Raw genomic sequence first — 23,933 nt, forward strand, 5'->3', positions numbered from 1 at the left:
TTCCCTTCTACAGGCCGAGGTCACGGCCGATGAGCTCTTTCATGATCTCGTTCGAGCCGGCCCAGATCTTCGTCACACGGGCGTCCCGCCAGGCACGGGCGACGCGGTACTCGTTCATGTAGCCATAGCCGCCGTGCAGTTGCACGCACGCGTCCAGGATCTCGTTCTGCACCTGGGCGGCCCACCATTTGACCTTGGCCGCGTCCACCGCGGACAGCCGGTCCTCGTCGTGCGCGACGATCGCGTTGTCGACGTACGCCTGGGTGACCTCGGCCTTGGTGACGAGTTCGGCGACCAGGAACTTGTTGTACTGGAACGAGCCGACCGGCTGGCCGAACGCCTTGCGCTGCTTCACGTAGTCGATCGTCTCGGCCAGGATCTGGGTCGCCTGCGCGATGTTCGACACCGCGGCGCCGACCCGCTCCTGGGCCAGCCGCTCCATCATGTGGATGAAGCCGCGGTCGACCTCGCCGAGCACGTTGTCGTCGCCGACGAACACGTCGGAGAAGAACAGTTCCGACGTACCGGACTCGGTCTGGCCGACCTTGTCCAGTTTGCGGCCGCGGGCGAAGCCCTCCATGCCCTCCTCGATCACGAACAGCGTGATGCCCTTCGCGCCCTTGGCCGGGTCGGTCCGGGCGGCCACGATGACCAGGTCGGCCATGTCGCCGTTGGTGATGAAGGTCTTCGACCCGTTCACCACCCAGCCGCCGTCGGCCTTCTTCGCGCTCGTCTTCAGCGCGGCCAGGTCCGATCCGCCGGACGGCTCGGTCATCGCGATCGCGGCGACGTACTCCCCGGAGCAGAACTTCGGCAGCCAGCGCTGCTTCTGCTCCTCGGTGCCCAGATCGACGATGTACGGCGCGCAGCAGTCGAAGTGGATGCCGAAGCAACTGGACAGCGACGCGGAGACCTTGGACACCTCCTCGGCGAAGACCGCGTTGAACCGGTAGTCGCCGACACTCGAACCGCCGTACTCCTCCGGCACGTCGAGACCGAGGAAGCCCTGCTTGCCGGCCTCGAGCCAGGCGGCCCGGTCGACCGTCTTCTCCTCGAGGAACTGCTCCATCCGCGGCACCAGCGAACGGTCGCAGTACTCCTTCGCACTGGCCCGGAAAGCGTGGTGATCCTCGTTGAAGATGACGCGCTCCATGGGGCCTCCCCGAGAGATGAGATTCGTGGCTAAGCGCTTGCTTAGCTTCGCCCGTCCGGTGCATGGTGTCAACGTGTCCGCAGTCACGAGTCCCCTGGTCTGGGAGCATGTCCAGCCGGCCGCCGCGCGCCGGCTGCTGACCGGCGCCGTCGACGCCTTCGCCGAGCGTGGGTTCCAGGCGACGACCACGCGCGACATCGCCTCCCGCGCCGGGATGAGCCCGGCTGCGCTGTACGTGCACTACCCGTCCAAGGAGCGCCTGCTCTTCGAGATCAGCCTGTACGGACACAACGCCGCGTTGGAGGTACTGCGTTCAGCCGACATCGGTCCAACGCCCGCGGACCGTCTGCGCTCACTTGTCTCCGCCTTCACGGCGTGGCACGCGCAGCATCACACGATCGCCCGCGTCGTGCAGTACGAGCTGGCCGCTCTGTCGCCCGAGCACCTCGCCGAGGTCGCGACCATCCGCCGGGCCATCTCCACGCAGATCGAGCAGGTCCTGGCAGACGGCGTACACGACGGCTCGTTCGCGGTGACGGACCTGCCGGGGACGACACTCGCCGTACTCTCGCTGTCCATCGACGTGGCCCGGTGGTACACGCCACACCGGGCAGACCCGGAGGCGTTGGGCAAGCTGTACGCCGACCTCGCGCACCGGATGGTCCAGACATAGGAAGACCCCGCACCCACCCGGTGCGGGGTCTTTCCGACGCTACGTCAGCCGAGGTGTCAGGCCTGCAGAGCCGCCTGGACGTCCAGGTGGATGTCGACCTTGTCACCGATCAGGAGCTTGCCACCCTCGAGCGGCACGTTGAAGTCGATGCCCCAGTCCTTGCGGCTGATCGAGGTGGAGGCCTCGAAGCCGATGATGGTCTGGCCGTAGGCGTTCTGGTCCACGCCGAGGAACTCGACCGCGAGCTCGACCGGCTTGGTCACGTTCTTGATCGTCAGCTCGCCGGCCAGGATGTAGTCGTCACCCTCCGGCTTGAAGGCGGTGCTGGCGAAGGTCATCTTCGGGCTGTTCTCGGCGTCGAAGAAGTCGCCGGAACGCAGGTGCCCGTCACGCTGCTCGCTGCGGGTGTGCACGGAGGCCAGCTCGACGGTGACGTTGGCGCTCGACTCCTCCAGCGAGTCCTTCACGACGATCTCGCCGGCGTACTCCTGGAAGGTGCCGCGGACCTTGGTCATCAGGTGGCGGACGGTGAAGCCGATCTCGGTGTGGGCGGTGTCGAGGGCGTAGGTGCCGGCGACCAGGCCGGGGATGGTGCTGGTCGGGGTCGTGCCGGCATTGATGGTCTCGCTCATGGGTTCCTCTCGAAGGGGGCGTACTGGTCGGGGGCGACGCAGCGTGGAGGTTAAAATTTCAATCTCTTGCTGCGACAGTAGTGAGGAACGGTTTAAAAGTCAATTACATTCCCGGTACACTGATGCCGTGACGACGACGACTGAGACCCGGTGGCTCGACGCCGAGCAGCAGGTGGCGTGGCGTGCGTACCTGCTGGGGACCGCACGCCTGATGGCGAAACTGGACGACGACCTGCGTCAGTTCGGCCTGGGTATCAACGACTACGAGATCCTGGTCCGGCTCTCCGAGGCGCCCGACCGGCGGCTGCGGATGGCCGACCTGGCCGACCGGTTGCACCAGAGCCGCTCCCGCCTGACCCACACCGTGGGCCGGCTGGAGACCGCCGAGCTGGTCCGCCGTACGTCCTGCACCAGCGACAAGCGCGGCGTCTGGGCCGAGCTGACCGAGGCCGGTCTCCAGCTGCTCGAGCAGGCCGCGCCATACCACGTGGAAGGCGTCCGGGAGAACCTGGTCGACCTGGCCACCCCCGAGGACTTCGTGGCGGTCGGCCGCGTCTTCGACGCCGTGTCGGAGCACATCGGCCAGCGCTGACCCGCTGACAGTCGCCGGCCCGATCGTTTCGGGCCGGCTAGTCAACGTGCCGTCGGGGCCGGGCTGATCTCCAGGGCCAGTTCGTCACGGTCAGCCCCGCGGTAGGCGAGCATCGAGTCACGCATCCGCCGCTTCACCGGCGGCAGGTGGTTGACCGTCCGCATCGCGGTGCGCATCCCGGCCAGCGCCAGCCGCCCGATCAGCGGCTTGTACACCGGGTCGTCGGACGTCATCTGCGCCCGCGACTTCAGTACGGCGTCGAAGCCGTACTCGATCATCTTCGCCTCGTACGCCCGTACCGCCGGGATCAACTCCTGGCGACCGTCACGTACCTCGATCAGCTGCCGGCACAGGTTCACCGCGTCCCTCAACGCGGTGTTCGCGCCGACGCCGCGCCCCGGCGTCATCGTGTGAATGGCGTCGCCGAGCAGCGTCACGTTCGTCGTCTGCCACGGCTCCAGTGGGACCGAGGTCCAGATGTTCACCGGGAAGCAGGTGCCGGGGTCGGCCAGCTCGAACAGCCGCCGCAGATTCGGATGCCAGTCCGGTGTGAGCCGGAGGGCGACGTCGATCAGCTCCTGCCCTCGCAGCTCCATGATGTTGCCGGGCATCGTGTCCCTGGTCGCCGACAGGCCCCAGTTGATGTAGTCGCGGGTGTTGTCGAACTGCAGCCCGGGCCAGCGCCGGATCAACTCCTCGGTGTTGCCGCCGATCCCGCTCTTCACGTTGCCGTCACGGTCCCACTGGAACTCCATCACGTGCAGGATGCAGGCCAGCCCGTGCGGCGCGTTGACCATCGAGATGCCCTCGAACACCTTCGGCGGCACCAGCTTCGCGCACTCCGCGGTGATCGGCAGCTTCCCCGCGATCGCGATGATCCCGGTCTCCTCGGTCTTGGCCTGCGGCAGGTACTGGCGTCGTACCCGCGAGCCCGAGCCGTCGGCGGCCACCAGCAGGTCACCGGTCGCCCGGGTGCCATCGGCGAAGTATGCCGTCACCTGGTCGCCGTGCTGCTCGAAGCGGGTGAACTCCTTGCCGAACTCGACCACGTCGTCCAGACCGGTGAGCAACACCTGTCGCAGCGTCATCCGGCTGATCGACTTCTCGCTCTCGACCGGGCCGGTCGATTCCGGCAGGTCGAACGACAGGACCTCCTTCAGGTCCTCGGTGAGCATGTTGAAGTACTTCGGGTCACGCGCCTTGGTCGCCACGAAAGTGTCGTACAGGTCGGCCGGCAGCAGGGCGTGCAGCGCCCGGCTGCCATCTGGGTCGATCCCGACCCGGTAGCCGTGCAGCCCGTCGGTCCGCAGCTCGTCCCGCTCGAACACGGTCACACCGATGCCGGCCCGCTGCAGCCCGTGCGCCAGCGCCAGCCCGCCGGTCCCGCCACCGATCACCAGCACCTTCATCGCTCTCTCCTTTATCTCGATTATTCAAGTATCTTGGTAATCTGAGTATCTTGGAGATCCGAGAGAAATGCAACCCCTATGCTGAGGTGGCCATGACCAGTGCCAGAGAAGAGCTCGCCGGCGAGATCCAGGAGCGGATGATCCACCTGATCGCGAGCGTCGTGCTGTTCAACCACGCGGTCTCCGCGAAGGTCGGTCTGGGCGCCAGCGACTCCCAGTTCATGACGCTGCTGCAGACTTACGGACCGCTGACTCCGAGGGAGCTCGCCGAGCACACCGGCCTCACCTCGGGCACGGTCACCGGTGTCATCGACCGGCTCGAGGCACACGGCTTCGTCACCCGTCGACCGGATCCCGGTGATCGCCGCAAGGTCGTGGTCACGCCGTCGACGGAGGCGATCCAGGACAAGCTCGTCCCGCTCTACGCCGAGCAGGCCGAGCGCATGCACGCGGTCCTGGCGTCGCGAAACACTGAGGAACTGCGGACCATCTCCGCCTTCCTCGCGGACGCGGTCGGCAACTCGCAGCCGGTCAAGGATGTTTTAGCCGATAGCTAAAGCCTTTGATGTGCCTTCACCGCACCCCGGAGAATCTCGTCGCGTGACGGACATTCACGAAGACGGCCGGGCCGGCATCGACGCGGCACTGGTACGGCGGCTGATCGCGACGCAGTTCCCGCAGTGGGCCGAACTGGCGGTGACGCCGGTCAAGGTCGACGGCTGGGACAACCGGACGTACCGGCTCGGCGAAGACCTGACCGCGCGTCTGCCGACGCACGAGAGCTACACCGCCGCGGTGCACAAGGAGCACGAGTGGCTGCCGAAGCTGGCTCCGGTCCTGCCCGTGCCGATCCCCGAGGCGGTCGCGAAGGGCTCACCGGGCGAGGGGTATCCGTTCCACTGGGCCATCCGCCGCTGGCTGGACGGCGCCACCGCGTCGTACGAGACCGTTGCCGACCTCAACGAATTCGCGCGGTCGATCGCCGGGTTCATCCTCGCGTTGCAGGGTGCGGACGCCACGGATGGACCGGCAGCGGGTGCGCACAGCTTCTACCGCGGTGCGCCGCCGGAGCACTACCACGACGAGACCGTCGAGGCGCTCGCCGTACTGAAGGGACGGATCGACACCGACCTGGCGCGCGATGTCTGGGATGCGGCGCTGGCGACGGCGTGGGACCGGCCGCCGGTGTGGTTCCACGGAGACATCGCGAGCGGGAACCTGCTGGTGAAGGACGGCCGGCTGTCCGCCGTCATCGACTTCGGCACCTCAGGCATCGGCGACCCGGCCTGCGATCTGGTGATCGCGTACACGTTCTTCTCCGGCGAGTCCCGCGTCGCCTTCCGGGAGGCCGTCGGGCAGGACGCCGGGACCTGGGCGCGCGCCCGTGGCTGGGCGCTGTGGAAGGCGCTCATCACGACGGACCTTCCAGTCGTCGAACGCGTTCTGGCGGACCACCAGGCCGGCTAGACGAAGGCCGCCACGCCTTCGTACTCCCCGAGTGGAGCGGCGCCGGTGGCGTCGTACTGCAGGATCACCAGACCGTTCGGCGTCACTTCGTGCTCGGTGATGTGGAGTCCGATCGGCGCACTCGGGTGGTCGAGCAGTCGTCGCCCGGAGCCGATCACGGTCGGGGCGACGACGAGTCGGAGCGTGTCGACGAGACCCGCTGCCAGCAGCGCGTTGCCGAGTCGAGCACTCCCGTGGATCTGGAGCTCCCGTCCTGGCTGGGCCTTGAGTTCACCGACGGACTGGACGGGATCGCCACGGAGCACGGTGGTCGGGCTCCAGGTGCCTTCGACGAGGGTGTTGGTGACGACGTACTTCGGCAACGCGTTCATCCGTACGGTGAACGGGTCGTCCGGGTCGGTGATCTGCGGCCAGTCGCGGGCGAACGCCTCGTACGTCCGGCGACCGAGCAGCAGTGCGTCGGCGAGATCGAGCCAGTCCGAGGTACGCCGTACGAAGGCTTCGTCCAGGTAGGGCACGAGCCAGCCGCCACGGGTGAAGCCGTCGCTGGTGTCCTCGGTCGACGAGCCAGGACCTTGGCTGACCCCGTCGAGGGTGACGAACTCCGTGAGTACGAGCTTCACCGCGCGGCCTCGCCCTCGGCGATGGTGGCGAGTTGCTTGGTGACCGCGCCCCAGCCGTCGGCGAAGCCGAGCTCCTCATGGCGGGCACGGGCCGCCGGATCGCCGTGGCGGACGATGACCCGGTAGTCGGTGCCGTCCTGGTGGTCCGCCAACGTGATCTCGGCCGTCATCAGGACCGGTGCAGGTTGTGCGGGACGCCAGGAGCTGTCGAGCGCGGTGGTGAACACGATTCGCTCCAGTTCGTCGACGACGACGAAGCAGGCGTCGAGATGTGGACCGAACTCCGTGCCATCACCGCTCAGCCGAGTCACGAGCGCACCGCCGGGACGCGGCTCCAGGCGCTCCACCCGGCACACGGCCGGCGCCGGAACCCACCATTTCTCGAAGCGGGACGGATCGGTCCACGCGCGCCAGACCACCGCACGCGGCGCGCGGATGACGCGGTCCACTGTCAGGTCGAGATCGGGGTTCATGAATGCTCCTCCATCGGATCGGTGACGAGTCGTTCGAGCCGGTCGGTACGGTCGGCCCAGATCCGGCGCTGTTCCGCGAGCCAGTCGTCGACCAGCGCGAGCCGGTCCCGGTCGAGCACGCAGGTGCGCACCCGGCCGACCTTCACCGTGCGGATCAGGCCGTTGCTCTCCAGCGTCCGGACGTGCTTCATGAACGACGGCAGGGTCATCGGGAACTCGGCGGCGAGCTCGCCCACACTCGTCGGCCCGCGGCCGAGGCGCCGAATGACGCTGCGTCGGGTCGGGTCGGCGAGCGCGACGAACACACCGTCGACCTCCGCCGAATACTGTGCCATGAGGCTAAGTATTGTCACAACCAGACACTTAGATCAAGGGCTAAGTGTTGGGAGCGTCAGAGCCCACCGTCTGGCCGGGCCGTGGTCTTGCCGCGGTGCCGCGAGTGGATTAGCGTCTCGGCGACGCACCTGAGCAGAATTCCGCACCGCCCCCGGAGGTCTCTCATGACGACACGTCCCAGCTCGACTCGGCACGCGAGGTCTCTGCGCAAGCGAGTGTTGCTTGTCCTGGCCGTGATCCTCGCTCTCTGGCCGCTCGCACCCGCGGACGCCGCGATGGCCACGACGGCGGCTCCTTCCGTCGAGACCAGGCACTCCCGCGGCGCGGAGGTCGTCGCCGTCACGCAGGTCGCCGATCGACTGGTCGACCTGTCGGTACGGTCCGAGGCCCTCGGCGGCCGGACCGTGAAGGTCCGGCTGATGACACCGGACGGGTGGAATCCTGCCGACCGCGGCCGCCACTGGCCGACGTTCTGGCTGCTGCACGGCTGCTGTGGTGACTACACCTCGTGGACGGGGACCGACATCGCCACGATCGACAGCCTGCGGAAGGTTCTCGTGGTGATGCCGGAGGCCGGATGGAACGGCTGGTACAGCAACTGGTGGAACTACGGCGCTGGCGGCGACCCTGCGTGGGAGACCTTCCACACCGTCGAGCTGCGCCACCTGCTGGAACGCGACTGGGGTGCCGGCGCCAACCGCGTCGTGGCCGGGCTGTCCATGGGCGGTCAGGGCGCACTGCTGTACGCCGCTAGGCACCCGGGGATGTTCCGCGCGGTGGCGGCGTACTCCGGCTCCGCGCATCCACTGCTGAACGACGAGTCCGTCAACCGGATCATGGGATTCTTCGCAGGCCAGGGCAACGACCCGCTACGCGTCTGGGGTGATCCAGTCGCACAGCGAGACATCTGGGCGGCCCACGACCCCTACTACCTCGCGCACCACCTCAAGTCGTTGCCGGTCTACCTGTCCTGCGGCGACGGCACCGCAGGACCGTTCGACCCACCCGGCAAGACGGATGCGCTAGAGGCCGACTTCAACCGTCAGAACCACGCTCTCGCCGCACAACTCGACCGCGTGGGTGCGAAACACCTGACGACCAATTTCTACGGCCCCGGCACCCATGGCTGGGCCTACTGGCAACGGGAACTCCACGCCTCTCTCCCGATGCTGCTGTCCGCCCTCCACGTCCACTGATCCGAAGGGCACCGGGTCAGTGCTTCAGTCGCGGGTGAGCTTGCGGTAGGTGACCCGGTGCGGGCGTGCGGCCTCCGGGCCGAGCCGCTCCACCTTGTTCGCCTCGTACGACGCGAAGTTGCCCTCGAACCAGAACCACTGCGCCGGCTCCTGGTCGGTGCCCTCCCAGGCCAGGATGTGTGTCGCCACCCGGTCCAGGAACCACCGGTCGTGGGAGACGACCACGGCGCAGCCCGGGAACTCCAGCAGCGCGTCCTCGAGCGACTGCAGGGTCTCCACGTCCAGGTCGTTGGTCGGCTCGTCGAGCAGCAGCAGGTTGCCACCCATCTTCAGCGTCAGCGCCAGGTTCAGCCGGTTCCGCTCACCGCCGGACAGTACGCCGGTCGGCTTCTGCTGGTCCGGGCCCTTGAAGCCGAACGAGGCGACGTACGCCCGGCTCGGCATCTCGAAGTTCGCCACCTTGATGTAGTCGAGCTCGTCGGACACCTGCTGCCAGACCGTCTTCTTCGGGTCCAGGCCGCCGCGGGACTGGTCGACGTACGAGACCTTGACGGTGTCGCCGAGCCTCAACGTGCCCGCGTCCGGCGTCTCCTCGCCGACGATCATCCGGAACAGCGTCGACTTGCCGACACCGTTCGGGCCGACGATGCCGACGATGCCGGCCCGCGGAAGCGAGAAACTCAGGCCGTCGATCAGCTTGCGGTCGCCGAAGCCCTTCTCCAGCTTCGAAACCTCGAGCACCGTGCTGCCCAGCCGCGGGCCCGGCGGGATGTTGATCTCGTCGATGTCCAGCTTGCGGGCGCGCTCGGCCTCGGCCGCGAGCTCCTCGTACCGGGCCAGGCGGGACTTGCTCTTGGTCTGGCGGGCTCTCGCGTTCGACCGGACCCACTCGAGCTCGCGCTCCAGGATCTTCTGCCGCTTGGCGTCCTTGCGACCTTCGACGACGAGCCGCTCCTGCTTGGTCTCCAGGTACTTGGAGTAGTTGCCCTCGTAGCCGTAGGTGCGGCCGCGGTCCATCTCCAGGATCCACTCGGCGACGTTGTCCAGGAAGTACCGGTCGTGGGTGATCGCCAGGACGGCGCCCGGGTACTTCTGCAGGTGCTGCTCCAGCCACAGCACAGACTCCGCGTCCAGGTGGTTGGTGGGCTCGTCGAGCAGCAGCAGGTCGGGCTGCTGCAACAGCAGCTTGCAGAGCGCGACCCGGCGGCGCTCACCACCGGACAGCTTGTCCACGAGCGCGTCGGCCGGCGGGCATCGCAGCGCGTCCATCGCCTGCTCGAGCTGAGCGTCGACGTCCCAGGCGTTGCGGTGGTCGAGCTCGGTCTGCAGGTCGCCCATCTCGGCCAGCAGCGTGTCGTAGTCCGCGTCCGGATCGGCCAGCTCGACGGAGATCTCGTTGAAGCGGTCCAGCTTCTGCTTGGTGTCGCCGACGCCCTCCTCGACGTTCTCGAGCACCGTCTTGCCTTCGGTCAGCGGCGGCTCCTGCAGCAGGATCCCGACCGTCGCGTCCTCGGCCAGCCGGGCCTCACCGTTGGAGGGCTGGTCGAGCCCCGCCATGATCTTGAACAGCGAGGACTTACCGGTGCCGTTCGGGCCGACCACGCCGATCTTCGCGCCGGTGAGGAAGTTCAGCGTGACGTTGTCGAGAACGACCTTGTCGCCGTGCGCCTTCCGGACGTTGCGAAGCGTGTAGATGAATTCCGCCATACCCCAGAGCCTATGTGCTCGGGCCAGCCGGAACCCAATCAGCCCTGAGTTGTCCACAGATCGTCGGATCGGGCGCCGATCAGGGTCGCAACGCGTGCATCTTCTCGGGTGACAGCGCATCCCGCGATCAAGAAGGTGGCGATCATGAGCCTCGGCGAAACCTATGTGACCGTTCTGGGCTGGGTCGGCAGCGACCCCGACTTCAAAGAGGTCGCCCAGACCCCGCACGCGACGTTCCGGATGGGCTCGACACCACGCCAGTTCGACCGCGCCCTCGGGCGGTACGTCGACAAGCCGACCACCTGGTTCAGCGTGGAGTGCTGGCGCGGACTGGCTCAGAACGCCTTCGAATCCGTGCGGATCGGCCAACCGGTCATCGTCACCGGCCGCCTGCGAACGCACGAGTGGACCGACGACGCCGGCGAGCAACACAGCCGCGTCGTCCTCGAGGCGTTCTCGCTCGGCCACGACCTGACCCGAGGTACGACGACCTTCAGCAAGAACCCACCGAAGGTGGACTCGCTGACTCCCACGCCGGTTCCGGATCCGATCGAGGCGACCGCTTCGCCGTACCCCGCGGACGAGTATTCCGTCACATCGCTGCCCCTGACCGCGCAGACCGCCGAGCGGGACGCCGCATGACTATCTCAGCCTTGACTTATATAAGTACCGAACGGCATTCTGGGCTCCACATCAGCCCCCATCAGGAGAGGGAACACCAGTGATCGACATCCTCGAGCACATCAACGCGGTTCATCGGGAGGTCAGCCGGACCGGGGAGACGGCCACCGTGCTGATGCGTCGCTCGTACCAGGCCGAGCCGGAGGAGCTGTGGGACGCCCTCACGGACCCCGAGCGGATGAAGCGCTGGTTCTGGCCGGTCACCGGCGACTTCAAGGTCGGCGGCAGCTTCCAGCTCCAGGACAACGCGGGCGGCGAGGTCCTCGAGTGCGAGCCCCCGAAGCGCTTCAAGGTGACCTTCGGCGGCCCGACCAGCCTCCTCGAGCTCCGTCTCATCCCGGGAACCAACGCCTCCACCGAGCTGGAACTGGAGCACACGGTCAGCGAACTCCCGGCACCCGGCGGCGCCGGCGCCCTATACGTCGGCCCCGGCTGGGAGGGCGGCTTCCTCGCCCTGGCCATGTACGTCGACGGCACGTTCCCCACGGACCGCACTCCGGTGGAGGTCGCCGATGATCCGGTGATGGTGGACTTCAATGAGCAGTCCGTCCGCGCCTGGATGACCGCGGTGCGCGACTCGGGCACGACCACCGAGAAAGACCTCTACGAGGCAGCCGAGCTGTCGATGAACCAGTTCGCCCCCGGCCGGGAGCTCTAGTCCCGCGGTCCCGCCCAACTCACGACGGCTCGTGGGTTGGGCGGCTCACCATCGACCGGTGCCGAGGGCCCGGTGCGTCAGCCCCGGCCGGTGGCGATGGTTCGGTGCGACGGTGACGATAGTTCGGTGCGTCAGCCTCGGGCGGTGGCGAGGCTGTCGCGGCAGGTGGTGTAGGCCTCGAGCTCTTCGCGGGCCGGAGCGACGACATGGCTGTCGGCGACCTTCTCGAGCTCGGCCCGAAGGGCATTCTCGGCCGCGCGGGCCCGGCGGGCGGCGCCACCGGTGGCGAACAACCGGCAGACGAACGCGAGCGCTATCCCGAGGACCGCACCACCGACCAGCATGATCCACGCGTACGGGATTCCACCCGCCTTGGGCAGCGGCGGGTCATCCAGCCCGGCGATCCGCGCCACAAGCAGCGCAGCCAGCCATACACCACCGGCAAGCGTCACCGCGAACAGCAACCACTGCACGAATCGGGCCGCTCCCCACCAACCGGGATTGTTGGCGATGCCAAGATCCGTCCGCGCCACCGCCTGGTCGAGCTCGTCGCCGAGCGACTCCTCACGGCGCCGGATCGCGGAACGCACCGAGTCCGCCCAGGGCCGCGACAGTCCTTCCGCGGCCTTGTTCGTGATCGTCCGCACCGCGGTGTCCATCCGGGCACGCTGCACCGGCGTTGCCGCAGGCAACGAAGCCCGCGCGGTCGCGACCTCGTTGGACGCAGAGCGGCGCAGCTCCTTGCCCTGTTGCCTCGACACCTGATCCAACTGCAGCCGCCGCAGCGGATCTGGCTGGAACCGTCCCAGCCACTTGGTGAGCGGCCATCCCGCCGCGGCACTGGCTCGCTGCAGGTAGGAACGCCGTACGGCGTCGACGACGACCGGCAGGCCGCTTGCGTCGGACAGTGCCTCGACGAGCTCGGTGATGTCGGCCTCGGCGATCTCCGGAGTCTTGGCGTTGCCACACTGGCTTGCCATCCGGTCGGAGACGCGATCGACATCGGCGGCCAGGCGCTCGCGCGCGGACCGTTTGTTGCTGACCCGCTTGACCAGCAAGCCACGCACCTCGTCCAGCCCATCACCGCTGACCGCAGACGTGGCAACGACTGTCGGCGACTTCAGACCGTCCGCCTTCAGCAGCCGGTCCAGGTCGTTCAGGCAGCTCTTCTGCTGGTCCGGGTTGAGCTTGTCGATGTGGTTCAGCGCGAACGCCATCACACCGGAGTGCGAGGCGAACGGCTTGATGTAGCGGTTGTGCAGCGCAGCGTCGGCGTACTTCTGCGGGTCCACCACCCACACCAGCATGTCCACCAACTCGACCAGCCGGTCGACGATCAGCCGGTGCTCGACCTCGGTCGAGTCGTGGTCGGGCAGGTCCAGCAGAACCAGACCGTCCAGATCCTCCGACTGCTGCTCCTCCAGCGAGCTGCGGTGCTGCACCTGGTGGCGCCGCGGGATCCCGAGCCAGCTCAGCACCTCACCGGCCGGCTCCTCACCCCAGACACAGGCTAGCGGCATCGAGCTGGTCGGCCGGCGCGTACCGATCGCGGCCAGGTCGAGGCCGGTCATCGCGTTGAACAGCGACGACTTCCCGGACCCGGTCGCACCGGCTAGCGCGACCACGGTCAGCTCGCCGGACATCCTGAGCCGTTGGCCGGCCCGGTCCACGATCTGCGTGGCCTCGGTGAGGACCACCTGGTCCAACCGGCCCTGACCTGCCTTCGCGGCTGCTTCCAGCGCGTCGATCTTCATCAGGACATCGGTCGCGGCCCGCACCGGGGCCTCGACCGTATCCACTGTTCCCGTCACGTGCAGTCCTCCACCGCGCGCGCGGCCTCGGTCAGTTGCCTGGCTGCCTCAGCGTCGACCGGATGCTGGTCGAGGACAGTCAGATAGCGGGCGAATTCGGCATCCATCAGGGCATGAACCTTACCGTCAAGTTCTTCCCGTGCCTTCGCCACCATGCTCCGAACCGACTCGTCGCCGAAGACCGCCTCCAGCAACCTCTGCCCGACGACTGCGCTCCCGACGCCTGCACTCGCATCGGCACCGGTCGGGATGTCTGCATCACTGGCGAAAAGCGCCACGACCAGCGAGAGTGCCAGCCCGTTCACGCCGTACTCCAGGAGACGCGCGGTCCCGCGCTTCTCGGCGCCCTCCTTGCGGATCAGGTCGAGCACGAAGGCTTGCCACTCGCGGACCGTACGTCCCGCTGCGGCCGCGAAGTCCTCGGACATCGCACCGAGTTCCGGGCCACCGGCTGCGAGCAACTGCCGCCCGGCTGCGCTCGACTGCCATGCCTTCTCAGCACGTTCGGCAGCGGCAGCGGCATGCTCGACCAGCAGTGACTCCAGGCCGGACTCGACCGCGTCGTTGAGATCCCGGGTCGGCGGTGCGGCCTTGGTACCGAGCGTGGCCTTCACCTTGTCGCGGAACCGGCCGACGTTGGACTGCAGGCCCTTCAGCAGTTCGCCGGTGCCGACGAACTCCTGCCAGCGGGCCAGCACTTCGCCACGCAGCAGGGTGCCATCCTCAGCCGCCTTCGCGATGTCCTTCACCGCCTGGTCGTACGCCGACTCGACGGTCGAACGCAGCTCGATCACGGTGTCGGCCTGCGCGCGGACGGCGGCCGCGAACGGCGGAGTGGTCTTCACCATCGCGGTGACGGCGCCGTGCAGGGTCCGGCGGACGACCGCCGACCGGGCCTCCGCGTCGGCGGCCAGGTCGACCAGCCAGTCCTTGATCGAGGCAACGGTCTCGGCCGGCAACATGCCGTTGCTGTCGACAACGATCTCCTTGATCGAGAACAGCGGCGAGTCGCCGAGACCGCGCTCGAGCAGCATCTGGGCCAGGTGCCCGGTGATGTCGTCGATCGTCTCGCCCGGGGCCCGGTCCAGTACGACGGCGACCGCCGTACTGCGGTCCGACGCGCTCTGGAGGAAATCCCACGGGACGGCGTCGGAGTACCGGGCTGCCGTGGTCACGAACAGCCAGAGGTCCGCGGCGCCGAGCAGCTGCGTCGCGAGATCGCGGTTCGCCTCGACGACCGAGTCGATGTCGGGAGCGTCCAGGATCGCCAGGCCGCGCGGAACGGTGTCGGCGGCAACCAACCGGAGCTGCCCCGCGTCCTCCATCCCGCCCGGGCTGTCGGCCGTCGTACGCGCCATCCCCGGCAGCACCCGGTCGCCGACGAACCAGTCCGCGTCGGCAGGGTTGTGGATCAGCACCGGCGAGCGGGTCGTCGGACGCAGTACGCCGGGCTCGCTGACGACCTTGCCGATGATCGTGTTCACCAGGGTTGACTTGCCCGCGCCGGTCGAGCCACCCACGACCGCGAGAACGGGCGCCTCCAGCTGCACCAGCCGAGGCAGGATGTAGTCGTCCAGCTGATCCAGCATGGACTTCTGCTGCTGCCGTGCCTCGTCGGCCCCGACCACATCAATCGGCAACCGACTGGTCGCCAACGCCCCCCGCAACTTCATCAAAGCCGTAATCAGAGCCATAGCAGCCTGCTCAGCCGCCAACCGCTCAGCCAACTGATCCGCAGTCAGCTCCTCAACAACATCCTCATCCTGCTCCCCCGCACCCCCACCATCCTGCTCCCCAGCAGCCTCGCCGTTGTGCTCCCCTGCAGCCTCGCCGTCCTGCTCCGCGGCTTCGCCGTGCTCCGCTCCCGCAGTCGCGCCAGCACCCTGCTCCGCAGCCTCGTTGTCCTGCTCCCCAGCAGCTTCGCCGTCGTGCTCCCCGGCAGCCTCGCCGTCCTGCTCCCCCGCGGGCGCGCCAGCATCCTGCGCCGCGGCCGCGGCGCCTTCCTCGGGTCCGCTCTCGTCCGACGCATCCGCCTCACCAGCTGCGGCGCCACCCTCGGACTCGTCCTCGGCAGCCTCCTCAACCTCAGCAACCGGACCACGCTCCCCGCCGGTCGCCTGGTCCTCGCCGTCTTCTTGCTCCTCGGCGGTTTCCTGCTCCTGGCTGGACTCGGGCTCCACGCTCGCCGTGGCCTCATCCGACGCCTGGCTCTCACCGTCGGCCGCAGCAACCTCCTCCGAGGCCCCCTCCGCGGATCCGTCAGCCGCGTCGCTCGCCCCGGATCCATCAGTCCCGGCCTCGGACGCCTCTGCTTCTGCGCTCACGTCCGCAGACGTACCGCCGTCGTGCGCATCCTCAGCAGGTACGTCGTCCGCGGCGTCCTCCGCATCAGCCCCGGCGGCCGGACCACTCTCCGAGGACTCCTCCGCACCAGCCTCGTCAGCCCGACCACTCTCGGAGGACTCCTCCGCACCAGCCTCGTCAGCCCAAGCACTCTCGGACGACCCCTCCGCGGAGTCCGCAGACTGCTCCGCGTCGGCCTCCTGCTCCTCGGCCGACTGAGCCCTGTCCTCGGGCTTCTCAGTCTCGGCGCTCGACTCAGCACCGTCTTGTGAGGCCTCAGCCGCAGCGTCGTCGCCGGACACCGCAGCAGACGCGTCAGCCGACTCCGCGTCTCCGGCCTCCACCGGGGCAGCTTCATCAGCCGGCCCGCTCTCGGAACTCTCCTCGGCAGCGTCACCCGTGCCGCGCTCCTGCTCCTCGGCCGCCTCTGCATCCTCGGCGTCGGCCGCGGCCCCGTCCGAGACGCCGGCCTCACCGGCCTCGTCGGACTCACCGCCTGCCGTTTTCGGCAGGCCGACGATGATGTTCCCGTACTCGAGCGGGAACCCATCCGGAGACTCATCAGGCTCGTAGACAACCCCAACCGGCGCCCGCGACCGCTCCTCAGCCGGTACGTCGCCACCCTCAGCAGACCCATCCGCCGCGTCAGCGACCTGAGCCTCAGGCTCCTCAGCTACCTCAGCCGCGGCCTGATCGGTCTCCCCGCCGTCGGCTGCGGCCTCCGTGGTCTCGGCCTCAGACACCTTCTCTTCATCGCCTGAGGAAGCACCAGCGGCGCCATCCGACTCGGACCCGCCTGCCGCACCTGCCGCCTCAGGCTGTGCCTCAGCGCCTACAGATGTCTCAGCCGAGGACCCCTCAACCGGAGCAGCACCCGTCGCCTCAGCGCCCGGCTGGCCCTTCTCAGGCTCCGAGGCAGGCACCCCGGCAGGCTCCGCGGCAGGCTCCGGAGCAGGCGGCGCGGCGGGCTCCGGCTGGGACTTCCGGCGCCGGCGGCGCCAGAAGCCCTTGCCCTTGGCATCCGAGTTGGTGATCAAGTTCGCCAGCTCCTGGGCAGGCTGATCCCGGCCCGGAGCCTGCGGCTCCGAACCCTCACCAGCTGCTGACCTGGTGTCAGCCACGACGTCCGCCCACGGACACAGGGTGCCCGGTCGGACAGCGCAGAAGCAAAGTCATCGTCATCCCCGTTTGGCGGCGTGGACGGGTGGCATCACTGCGATGGTGGATACGGACCGTATCCTCCCGGCGATCCTTGCTGGCCAGGGGGTCCCGGCGGGTAACCAGGCTGGCCCCCTGGGTAACCGGGTTGCCCCGACGGATACCCCGGCTGAGGCGGCGGATAACCATCCTGCGGACGCTGATATCCACCTGTTCCCTGACCCTGGTACGGCGACCCTCCAGGCCCACCGGGCGCACCCGCTCCCGGCTGACCGGACCCTTGCTGACCAGGCCCTGCACCCCCAGGCACCGGCGCCCCTTGCATCGGGCCACCAGGCCCGAGCACAGGTCCACCCGGCCCAGGACCACCAGGCATAGGACCACCGGGCGCCCCAGGCATCCCCGGCCCCGGCACCGCCTGGAACTGCGGCGCGGCCTGAGCGAACGCCGGCATCGGCGGGAACGGCACACTCGGCCGCCGCTCCCGCAGCTCGTCCAGCAGCTGCTTCTCGGTCTCCAGCGCGTCCGGCCCGATCACCTGGCGGACGATCTTGTCCCGCAGGTACGCCAGCTCGGTCGCGTTGTGCTGGAACGCCTTGGCTGCCGTTTCCGCCTGAGCGCCGTACCGCTTCGCGTTCTGCCGTAGCGCCTTGCGCCCGCGCAGCGTCGCGATCAGCGGTACGTCCTGTGGGACCAGCCAGCCGAAGCGCACGTAGTCGTACAGCCGGGACGCGATCATCTGTCCCTCGCGGGACCGCATCACCAGCGCGAACACGACCATGCCGATGAAGATCGGCACCATCAGGAAGAGGTAGACGGTAATGAAACCGCCGCCGCCGGCCCAGCTGGCGCCGCCGTTCCAGAGTCCGTGGGCGAGCACCGCAGCCAGGTACCCCACGATCGGGGCGAGATACCGGACGGCGGTACTTCGATGCCTGATCGCAACCCCGATGCCGATCGCGGTGAACGACGTGAAGAGTGGATGCGCGAACGGCGAGATCAGGCCGCGGATCACGAACAGTACGAACGCGCCGCGCAGGCCCGCGTCACTGCCGGCCTCCTCGGACAGCTGGTTGAAGATGCGGCCGTAGTACAGGATGTTCTCGGTGAAGGCGAAGCCGACGCCGACCATTCCGGCGTACACGAGACCGTCGATGATGCCGTCGAACTCCTTGCGGCGGACCAGCGCCAGCAGCAGGATGACCGAGCCCTTGGCGAACTCTTCCACCGGCGGCGCGACGAAGACGGCCGAGCGGTTGCCGCCGCTGCCGGTCTCCTCGAGCAGGTTCGAGACCTCGGTGTTGATGAAGATCGCGGCCAGAGTCGCGATGAACGCACCCCAGCACAGCGCGAACAGGATGTACTTGGTCGGCTCCGGCTCGTAACGATCCAGCCACAGATACAGCGCGATCACCGGGATGACGGGCACGAACGCGAAAACCAGCCCCCAGGTGAAGCCGCCCGCGCCGGTCGACTTGACCACAATGCCGAAGATCACCAGGCCCGCGATCGCGAAAACGACCGCGATCACGATGCCGATCAGGATGCCCTGGTTGCGCCGCTGGCCGGGGACCGGATGGTTCCCCAGCACGTTCGGCTGCGGGTAGGGTCCGCCGGGCGAGTACGCCGACCCCGCCGCGGGTTGCGGCGAGCCGGCTGGGCCTGGTGAGGGGTAACTCATGCCCGCAGCCTAGTTGGAGAGCCCTTCACACGGCAGGACCGCCCACGCAGCGTTACCCGGATGGAACGACAAGCATGTACTTCGTCCACCCCCAACCCCCGAAACCGGGTAACCCAGAGGCGCGGTCGCCCACCGATCTGAGAGACTCGTCCGTGCCACGCGCCCGTAGCTCAGCTGGATAGAGCGACAGACTTCTAATCTGTGGGTCGCAGGTTCGAATCCTGCCGGGCGCGCCACACAAAATCGCAGGTCAGAGGCCCGCCGATCCCACGGCCGTCCCTGCCAGCCCATCCCGCGTGCGGCTATTCGTGGTGCGAAGTCACAGATAGCACAGTAGACAGGAGTGGTCTGTGCCCGCGTCCGAGTCATCTCGGGTGAGGCCATCGGACACGCTCGGCAGCTCGCGAATCTGACCAGCGCCATTCGACTTTCACCTGACGATGATGTCGCCGATCTTCTGGGTCATCCCGCCCTTGGCGGGTGTTCCCGGGGGTGGCGCTGGTGCGCCGTCACACAGGTCGCCGGAGTAGGCGATCCGAGCTATGAAGTAGACCCCGTAGGTGCCGGGCTGGGTCGCTTGGAAGGTGACTGACAGTCGTTGGCCGGCCGGGATGATGTCGACCAAGGGATCGCTGCGGACCAGCTGATTCTCAGCCCGCACCACCGAATCCGCCGGCATCCCCTCCCCCTCGCCAGCGCCGTAACGACTGCCTGGCCTGGCGACGGCGAGGTATCCAAGCACGACACGTGACGACCGAGCAGCCGACCCAACATTCGCGACCTCCACCACGGTCCTGGTCGCGCCTCCCACGTGTGTTCTGGTGAGGATCGGGAACTCATCTTGGCCAGGGCCGCTCACCCCACCGATCAGCCGCGCATAGACCGACGGGGCGCAGCCGGGCCGCATCCCCGCTGGCGGCCTGGTCGACGCGGACGGCTCCGGCGCGGTGGTGGTGACACCTCGGTCCTTGCCGAGGTAAACCACCGACACAACCACGCCGGACACCACCAGGCCGACAGCACCGAGCCCGACGAGGAGGAGCTTGCGGCGGCGGTCGCGTCGGTCGCGCCGGTTGGCGATTCGGGCGACCTCGGCAGGATCCAAGGCATGCACCTCGTTGCTGTCAAGGCTGGTCGCGATCAGCGATTGGAGCTCTTCATCACGAATCATCTGGTCTCTCCCTGCTGAGCAAACTCCCCGGCGTCGTCGGAGGTCATGAGCGCCTTGAGGTTCCGCAGGCCCTTGGCGGTTTGGCTCTTGACGGTGCCGGGAGTGCAGCGCATCGCCTTGGCCGTGTCTTCGACGCTGAGATCGGCATAGAAGCGCAGCACCAACGTCGCGCGTTGCCGCGCCGGCAGCTCCAACAGACACGCACGCACCAACGGCGCTCGGTGATCACTGTCGACCTCGCCGACGACTTGATCAGGAACCAGCGAAGTCGGAACCTCCCGCCGATGGAACCCACGCATACGGCGCCGGTGCACAAGCCGAACCAGGGTCCGATACGCATAGGAATCGATGGCTGCGTCGACCCGAATCGACGGCCACGACCGGTAGACCCGGATCAAGGTCTCCTGAGTCAAATCCTCCGCGAGCTGCGGATCGCCGAGCAACAGGCGCGCAGCCCCGAGCAGTCGCGGCGATCCGACCCGGGCGAAATCGTCGAACGTCTCATAGGGCACCGTGCTGCACCTCCACCTAGTAAGAGGCACACACAGCGATTCCAGGTTGCCTGGGCTCACTGCCCACTCTGGCCCCCTAATGGGTGCCAGACCAAGGGCAGCGCGGCGCGGGTCAACGGTCGAGCGCGGTTTGCTCGATCGCCTCCGACGCCGCAGCCCTTGATGCGTGCCGTGCTGGCCGGACAATCGTGGCAGGGGGACGGGAGCGCGCCCTTGATTCTTGATTCTTGAGAGGTCAATCCGGCAGAGCTGGACGCGGGGCATGGACACCGGCCCTGGTCCTCCGTCGACTGGTCAAGACAGGGACCCCTCAGGTCGCGTGCGCGGACCGGGGGTTGGGTGGAGCCGCCCGTCGGCATCGAACCCACGACCTTCTCATTACGAGGAGGAACGACAGCGTCTCATCTGGCCTCTACCAGCAACTTTGCCATCACGCTCTTCGCACCACGGCCACATATCCCGCACGAGTTGACACCACTTCGCACCACGAACCGCACCACGAACGCGACCGGGCCGGCGGAGGCGACCCAACCTTGATTCAACAATCGCCCCACGCTTTCTGCTGGCTAGCGGGTCAGTTGGCAGCGTCGAAGGCCTCTTTGATGTCGCCAGGAACTCGTCCGCGGTCGTTGACCTCGTAGCCGTTGGCGCGAGCCCACTCCTTCACGGTGCGGGCATCTGCGCCGACGGTCGAGCGGGTGACCTTCTTGCCTCGCTTGTTCCTGATCGGTCGCGCCGCATCGATGTAGACAGCCAACGCCTTTCGCAGCGCCGCGGCGTTCTTGGTGCCGAGGTCGATCTCGTAGGAGCTGCCGTCGAGCGCAAAGGTCACGGTCTCTCCCCTGCCGGCGGGCAGATTGGTGCCGTCGAGATCATCTGTGAGCAGGATCTCCACTCTCTGAGCCACTGGTTGCCTCCTCGGGGAGCAGTGCAGGTAGTGCACAGCATCGTTCACCAACACACCACAGCCGCGCACCGACACCAATCGAGCATCCGGCGGGCGATCCGGACAGAGTCTCGTGACCGGCCGTGAGGCCAATCGGGGTGACAACGCGGGAGTCGAGCAGGACGACGAGTGACGTTGGGGTCAGCCGGGGGCAAGTCACGCGCCAGCCATGCAAACCTCAGGCCGCCTGTGCGGTGACCTTGGGTTTCGTTGGCGCGCTCGGAGGGATTCGAACCCCAACCTTCTGATCCGTAGGAGCCTGCACAGCTCGATGCCCTCCGCCGCGCTTCCGTCGCGCATGCAGCCACCGGTGCCGACCAACGCATCTCGGTAGGGGTCGTTGGGGTCGGACTGGGCTCATCGGCGACCCGTGAGATTGAACGTTGCTGATAAGTCGTCTGATCGAGTCCACACCGTCGTGTTGGGGGCGCGCGCATCCCCCCGATATTCTCGGAACCATCTACACCCGTCGACATCAGTCCACCCGGCGTGTTAGCAAATCCGTTAGCAGTTCCAGAACCTTGACGCGGGAGGCTCGGTTCATGCTGATCAGCGGCCGCCCGCCCGACGATGTAGCCGTGCCTGTGCAGATTCGTCGACTCGGCGGCGACCACTCAGTTACCCCGGTCTGGCGCAACGGCCTTGGCGGCTTGACCTTTCAGGTAGGTGCAGGACCTTCGCGCAGGTTCGCAAAGTGGGCACCGGTCGGATCTGGCGTCGATCTGCCCGCAGAAGTCGAGCGGCTGCAATGGGCCTGTGAGTTCGCATCGGTACCAGTCGTGCTCGACTACGGGGCGGACGCTGACGGAGCTTGGATGCTTACGGCCGGGCTGCCCGGGGACAGCGCTATCAGCCATCATTGGAAAGAGAATCCCGAGACGGCCGTCCGGGCAGCTGGTGTAGGACTGCGAGCGCTTCACGACGCGCTGCCAGTTGACAGGTGTCCATTCACCTGGACGGTGGAAGACAGGATTGAGCAAGCCGCTGTTGCGGGCAAAGACTCGACGAGCGGTCTCCCAGCCTCAACCTCGATAGACAAACTGGTGGTGTGCCACGGTGACGCCTGCGTGCCAAACACCCTCATCACTGAGGACGGTCAGTATTCGGGCCAGGTCGACATGGCTCACCTCGGTACAGCTGACCGATGGGCAGACCTCGCTGTCGCGACTTGGAGTACCGAGTGGAACTACGGCCCAGGCTGGGAGGAAACCTTGCTGTCCGCGTACGGAGTGGAGCCCGATCCGATCCGGACCGCGTACTACCGCGCGCTCTGGGATCTCGACACCACGCCCGCCCCATCCCCCTAATCTCTGCAAGCCCCAGACCAGCACGAACGCACACCTAGCGGTGCCCTGCACATGACTCACACCCCGCGTCTTCCCGTCTGCCGTTCAGCCCACGCGTAGCGCGATCAGGAGACGCCAGAGGGGCCAAGATGGAGCGCCCCGCTGGACGAACGACCCTGGCCCCTCTGGTGGCTCCTGATAGGTCCTGACTGGGCTGAACGGCAGACGGGAAGACGCACCGCCGACCACCTCCGAGCTAGCCGGCCGAAGCTCGCGCGCGGGGACTGATCCTGTGCTTCGCCGAGGTAATCAAGGAAGTGTCGATACTTGAAGTGTCTGCTCCTCGGTGCAAGCTGAGTGAAGAAAATCGGGGATCTGATAAGGGAGTGCCGGTGTCATCATCTCGCGATACTGATGAGTTCCTGGCGAACATCGACTACGGGGCGAGATGGGTGGAGGCCGAGTCCTACGTGGCGAGGGAACTCCATCTCGACCTCGACAAGGGCGAGCACCTTGGAGACGACTGGGTGCTCACACCTGACGAGGTGCGCCTTGCGGGATGCCAGCGGATCATCGTGTCCTCGCCCGGCCCTGCTGTTCTTGAGGTGCTGGTGGCTGCCCTGCGGGCCTCCTACCACCTGCAGCGAGTGCATGCGATGCTGACACAGATCGCGGCGTCTGCCGCCGACAAGTGGCGAACCGGTGACCGTGGCTGTGCCAACCGCGACTTGCTGCGTCGCGTCAGCCAGACCTACCGCTATGGCGTGAAGGCTGCAGATCTCGGCTTCGTCCTCGAGATGTGCAGCGAACCAACCTTCGCGCCACAAGACCCAGACGACGGCGAAGATCTTCGGGCGTACTGGTTCGATTCCCTGGCCAAGATCAAGGACCCCAGAGTCGGCGCCTTCTGCCGCACCATCATCCAGGAGGACCTCGGACATTGGTCCGACTTCCGACTCATTGACGCGCTGCGGGCCGCGGACAAGTCATGGGAACCCTCTGACGCCGAAGCCTTCAGCCGCGTAGCTGCAGAGCACCCCGACAGCTGGATCAGGCAGAACACGAAACGCATCCTCGAATGACACACGTGACGTTCGAACACCCGACCGCGAATGAGCGGCGACCAGACGTGACAGACGCTGTCCACGACGCATACCCCCAGGTCACCATCCCATCCCAGAACCCGAGCTTAAGGGAACGTATGTTCTAGTCCGCATGCGATCGGGCGCCTGGCGATCACTCCATTGCGGTCAGACGCTGTTCCTCGGTGTCGAACCGCTTTCTGACGGCGGCGGCGTTGCGAGCCGCCTGGTTGAAGGCGCGTTCTAGGTGTACTCGGCCGAGACGTTGGTGACGTTGGGGTTGGTGGTTGACGTAGGGAAGACCTCCGGAGTGCGGTGGAGATAGCCGTCTTCACCAGTCCGG

22 protein-coding genes and 1 tRNA gene are annotated in these 23,933 nt (G+C 67.3%); 10 read left to right on the plus strand and 13 right to left on the minus strand.

Annotated elements, in window-relative coordinates; all coding sequences use genetic code 11:
• Positions 1-7 precede the first annotated feature (7 nt).
• Positions 8-1,153, minus strand: coding sequence for an acyl-CoA dehydrogenase family protein (locus ACIBG5_RS30770; RefSeq protein WP_396394992.1), 1,146 nt, complete (start codon positions 1,151-1,153; stop codon positions 8-10).
• A gap of 73 nt (positions 1,154-1,226) precedes the next feature.
• Between ACIBG5_RS30770 and ACIBG5_RS30775 the strand changes: the two genes are divergently transcribed.
• A complete protein-coding gene (locus ACIBG5_RS30775) occupies positions 1,227-1,826 on the plus strand; it encodes a TetR/AcrR family transcriptional regulator (protein WP_396394993.1) in 600 nt (199 codons plus the stop codon).
• 56 nt (positions 1,827-1,882) lie between these two features.
• Here ACIBG5_RS30775 and ACIBG5_RS30780 read toward each other — a convergent pair whose 3' ends face one another.
• Entirely contained in the window at positions 1,883-2,458 is a 576-nt protein-coding gene (locus tag ACIBG5_RS30780) for a YceI family protein (protein WP_396394994.1), read from the minus strand.
• 127 nt (positions 2,459-2,585) lie between these two features.
• On the opposite strand from ACIBG5_RS30780, the gene ACIBG5_RS30785 reads away from it, so the two are divergent.
• Positions 2,586-3,050: a MarR family winged helix-turn-helix transcriptional regulator gene (locus ACIBG5_RS30785; RefSeq protein ID WP_396394995.1), complete on the plus strand. Its 465-nt coding sequence runs from the start codon at positions 2,586-2,588 to the stop codon at positions 3,048-3,050.
• 41 nt (positions 3,051-3,091) lie between these two features.
• On the opposite strand, the gene ACIBG5_RS30790 is transcribed toward ACIBG5_RS30785, so the two are convergent.
• A complete protein-coding gene (locus ACIBG5_RS30790) occupies positions 3,092-4,459 on the minus strand; it encodes an FAD-dependent oxidoreductase (RefSeq protein ID WP_396394996.1) in 1,368 nt (455 codons plus the stop codon).
• A gap of 92 nt (positions 4,460-4,551) precedes the next feature.
• Here ACIBG5_RS30790 and ACIBG5_RS30795 point away from each other — a divergent pair, with 92 nt between their 5' ends.
• The gene (locus ACIBG5_RS30795; RefSeq protein ID WP_396394997.1) at positions 4,552-5,016 is read left to right on the plus strand and encodes a MarR family winged helix-turn-helix transcriptional regulator; all 465 of its coding nucleotides are present in this window, start codon (positions 4,552-4,554) and stop codon (positions 5,014-5,016) included.
• Between the two features lie 43 nt (positions 5,017-5,059).
• Complete coding sequence (locus tag ACIBG5_RS30800; protein WP_396394998.1) at positions 5,060-5,926, plus strand: aminoglycoside phosphotransferase family protein; 867 nt, start codon at positions 5,060-5,062, stop codon at positions 5,924-5,926.
• On the opposite strand, the gene ACIBG5_RS30805 is transcribed toward ACIBG5_RS30800, so the two are convergent.
• Genes ACIBG5_RS30805 through ACIBG5_RS30815 form a run of 3 tightly spaced genes read right to left on the minus strand, consistent with a single transcriptional unit; the run spans position 5,923 to position 7,357 of the window.
• The gene (locus ACIBG5_RS30805; RefSeq protein WP_396394999.1) at positions 5,923-6,549 is read right to left on the minus strand and encodes a dihydrofolate reductase family protein; all 627 of its coding nucleotides are present in this window, start codon (positions 6,547-6,549) and stop codon (positions 5,923-5,925) included. The genes ACIBG5_RS30800 and ACIBG5_RS30805 overlap by 4 nt on opposite strands.
• Positions 6,546-7,022, minus strand: coding sequence for an SRPBCC domain-containing protein (locus tag ACIBG5_RS30810; protein WP_396395000.1), 477 nt, complete (start codon positions 7,020-7,022; stop codon positions 6,546-6,548). The genes ACIBG5_RS30805 and ACIBG5_RS30810 overlap by 4 nt, the downstream gene beginning before the upstream one ends.
• Positions 7,019-7,357 carry an ArsR/SmtB family transcription factor gene (locus ACIBG5_RS30815; protein WP_396395001.1) on the minus strand — a complete coding sequence of 113 codons (339 nt, stop codon included), beginning with the start codon at positions 7,355-7,357 and terminating at the stop codon, positions 7,019-7,021. The genes ACIBG5_RS30810 and ACIBG5_RS30815 overlap by 4 nt, the downstream gene beginning before the upstream one ends.
• A gap of 165 nt (positions 7,358-7,522) precedes the next feature.
• On the opposite strand from ACIBG5_RS30815, the gene ACIBG5_RS30820 reads away from it, so the two are divergent.
• Positions 7,523-8,554 (plus strand): alpha/beta hydrolase, encoded by a 1,032-nt coding sequence (locus ACIBG5_RS30820; RefSeq protein WP_396395002.1) that lies wholly within the window; start codon positions 7,523-7,525, stop codon positions 8,552-8,554.
• 24 nt (positions 8,555-8,578) lie between these two features.
• On the opposite strand, the gene ettA is transcribed toward ACIBG5_RS30820, so the two are convergent.
• Positions 8,579-10,261 carry an energy-dependent translational throttle protein EttA gene (gene ettA, locus ACIBG5_RS30825; RefSeq protein WP_396395003.1) on the minus strand — a complete coding sequence of 561 codons (1,683 nt, stop codon included), beginning with the start codon at positions 10,259-10,261 and terminating at the stop codon, positions 8,579-8,581.
• Positions 10,262-10,405: 144 nt separating this feature from the next.
• On the opposite strand from ettA, the gene ACIBG5_RS30830 reads away from it, so the two are divergent.
• Both ACIBG5_RS30830 and ACIBG5_RS30835 read left to right on the plus strand, forming a co-directional pair.
• Complete coding sequence (locus ACIBG5_RS30830) at positions 10,406-10,903, plus strand: single-stranded DNA-binding protein (RefSeq protein ID WP_396395004.1); 498 nt, start codon at positions 10,406-10,408, stop codon at positions 10,901-10,903.
• A 79-nt stretch (positions 10,904-10,982) separates the two neighbouring features.
• Positions 10,983-11,600, plus strand: a complete 618-nt coding sequence (locus ACIBG5_RS30835) for an SRPBCC family protein (protein ID WP_396395005.1) — start codon at positions 10,983-10,985, stop codon at positions 11,598-11,600.
• Between the two features lie 131 nt (positions 11,601-11,731).
• Here ACIBG5_RS30835 and ACIBG5_RS30840 read toward each other — a convergent pair whose 3' ends face one another.
• The 3 genes from ACIBG5_RS30840 to ACIBG5_RS30850 form a co-directional block, all read right to left on the minus strand.
• Positions 11,732-13,411, minus strand: a complete 1,680-nt coding sequence (locus tag ACIBG5_RS30840) for an ABC transporter (RefSeq protein WP_396395006.1) — start codon at positions 13,409-13,411, stop codon at positions 11,732-11,734.
• The gene (locus ACIBG5_RS30845; protein WP_396395007.1) at positions 13,408-16,497 is read right to left on the minus strand and encodes an AAA family ATPase; all 3,090 of its coding nucleotides are present in this window, start codon (positions 16,495-16,497) and stop codon (positions 13,408-13,410) included. The genes ACIBG5_RS30840 and ACIBG5_RS30845 overlap by 4 nt, the downstream gene beginning before the upstream one ends.
• A gap of 467 nt (positions 16,498-16,964) precedes the next feature.
• On the minus strand, positions 16,965-18,593 hold the full coding sequence (locus ACIBG5_RS30850; RefSeq protein ID WP_396395008.1) for a PrsW family intramembrane metalloprotease: 1,629 nt from the start codon (positions 18,591-18,593) through the stop codon (positions 16,965-16,967).
• A 159-nt stretch (positions 18,594-18,752) separates the two neighbouring features.
• Here ACIBG5_RS30850 and ACIBG5_RS30855 point away from each other — a divergent pair.
• Positions 18,753-18,829: transfer RNA gene (locus ACIBG5_RS30855), tRNA-Arg, on the plus strand.
• A gap of 194 nt (positions 18,830-19,023) precedes the next feature.
• Here ACIBG5_RS30855 and ACIBG5_RS30860 read toward each other — a convergent pair.
• From ACIBG5_RS30860 to ACIBG5_RS30870, 3 genes are all read right to left on the minus strand, one after another.
• Positions 19,024-19,764 carry a hypothetical protein gene (locus ACIBG5_RS30860; RefSeq protein ID WP_396395009.1) on the minus strand — a complete coding sequence of 247 codons (741 nt, stop codon included), beginning with the start codon at positions 19,762-19,764 and terminating at the stop codon, positions 19,024-19,026.
• Positions 19,761-20,276, minus strand: a complete 516-nt coding sequence (locus tag ACIBG5_RS30865) for a sigma-70 family RNA polymerase sigma factor (protein WP_396395010.1) — start codon at positions 20,274-20,276, stop codon at positions 19,761-19,763. Before ACIBG5_RS30865 ends, ACIBG5_RS30860 begins: the two co-directional genes overlap by 4 nt.
• Positions 20,277-20,850: 574 nt before the next feature.
• On the minus strand, positions 20,851-21,171 hold the full coding sequence (locus ACIBG5_RS30870) for an Lsr2 family protein (protein WP_396395011.1): 321 nt from the start codon (positions 21,169-21,171) through the stop codon (positions 20,851-20,853).
• Positions 21,172-21,764: 593 nt separating this feature from the next.
• On the opposite strand from ACIBG5_RS30870, the gene ACIBG5_RS30875 reads away from it, so the two are divergent.
• Both ACIBG5_RS30875 and ACIBG5_RS30880 read left to right on the plus strand, forming a co-directional pair.
• A complete protein-coding gene (locus ACIBG5_RS30875) occupies positions 21,765-22,529 on the plus strand; it encodes a phosphotransferase (RefSeq protein ID WP_396395012.1) in 765 nt (254 codons plus the stop codon).
• 371 nt (positions 22,530-22,900) lie between these two features.
• A complete protein-coding gene (locus tag ACIBG5_RS30880; protein ID WP_396395013.1) occupies positions 22,901-23,590 on the plus strand; it encodes a hypothetical protein in 690 nt (229 codons plus the stop codon).
• The last annotated feature ends 343 nt before the right edge of the window (positions 23,591-23,933 follow it).

The organism is Kribbella sp. NPDC050241 (assembly GCF_044459685.1).
GTDB lineage: Bacteria > Actinomycetota > Actinomycetes > Propionibacteriales > Kribbellaceae > Kribbella.

Coding starts and splice junctions, on each gene's coding strand:
- ACIBG5_RS30770 (WP_396394992.1), bottom strand. CDS start 1,153: ATGGAGCGCGTCATCTTCAACGAGGATCACCACGCTTTCCGGGCCAGT.
- ACIBG5_RS30875 (WP_396395012.1), top strand. CDS start 21,765: ATGCTGATCAGCGGCCGCCCGCCCGACGATGTAGCCGTGCCTGTGCAG.
- ettA (WP_396395003.1), bottom strand. CDS start 10,261: ATGGCGGAATTCATCTACACGCTTCGCAACGTCCGGAAGGCGCACGGC.
- ACIBG5_RS30795 (WP_396394997.1), top strand. CDS start 4,552: ATGACCAGTGCCAGAGAAGAGCTCGCCGGCGAGATCCAGGAGCGGATG.
- ACIBG5_RS30780 (WP_396394994.1), bottom strand. CDS start 2,458: ATGAGCGAGACCATCAATGCCGGCACGACCCCGACCAGCACCATCCCC.
- ACIBG5_RS30810 (WP_396395000.1), bottom strand. CDS start 7,022: ATGAACCCCGATCTCGACCTGACAGTGGACCGCGTCATCCGCGCGCCG.
- ACIBG5_RS30830 (WP_396395004.1), top strand. CDS start 10,406: ATGAGCCTCGGCGAAACCTATGTGACCGTTCTGGGCTGGGTCGGCAGC.
- ACIBG5_RS30860 (WP_396395009.1), bottom strand. CDS start 19,764: ATGATTCGTGATGAAGAGCTCCAATCGCTGATCGCGACCAGCCTTGAC.
- ACIBG5_RS30820 (WP_396395002.1), top strand. CDS start 7,523: ATGACGACACGTCCCAGCTCGACTCGGCACGCGAGGTCTCTGCGCAAG.
- ACIBG5_RS30790 (WP_396394996.1), bottom strand. CDS start 4,459: ATGAAGGTGCTGGTGATCGGTGGCGGGACCGGCGGGCTGGCGCTGGCG.
- ACIBG5_RS30815 (WP_396395001.1), bottom strand. CDS start 7,357: ATGGCACAGTATTCGGCGGAGGTCGACGGTGTGTTCGTCGCGCTCGCC.
- ACIBG5_RS30850 (WP_396395008.1), bottom strand. CDS start 18,593: ATGAGTTACCCCTCACCAGGCCCAGCCGGCTCGCCGCAACCCGCGGCG.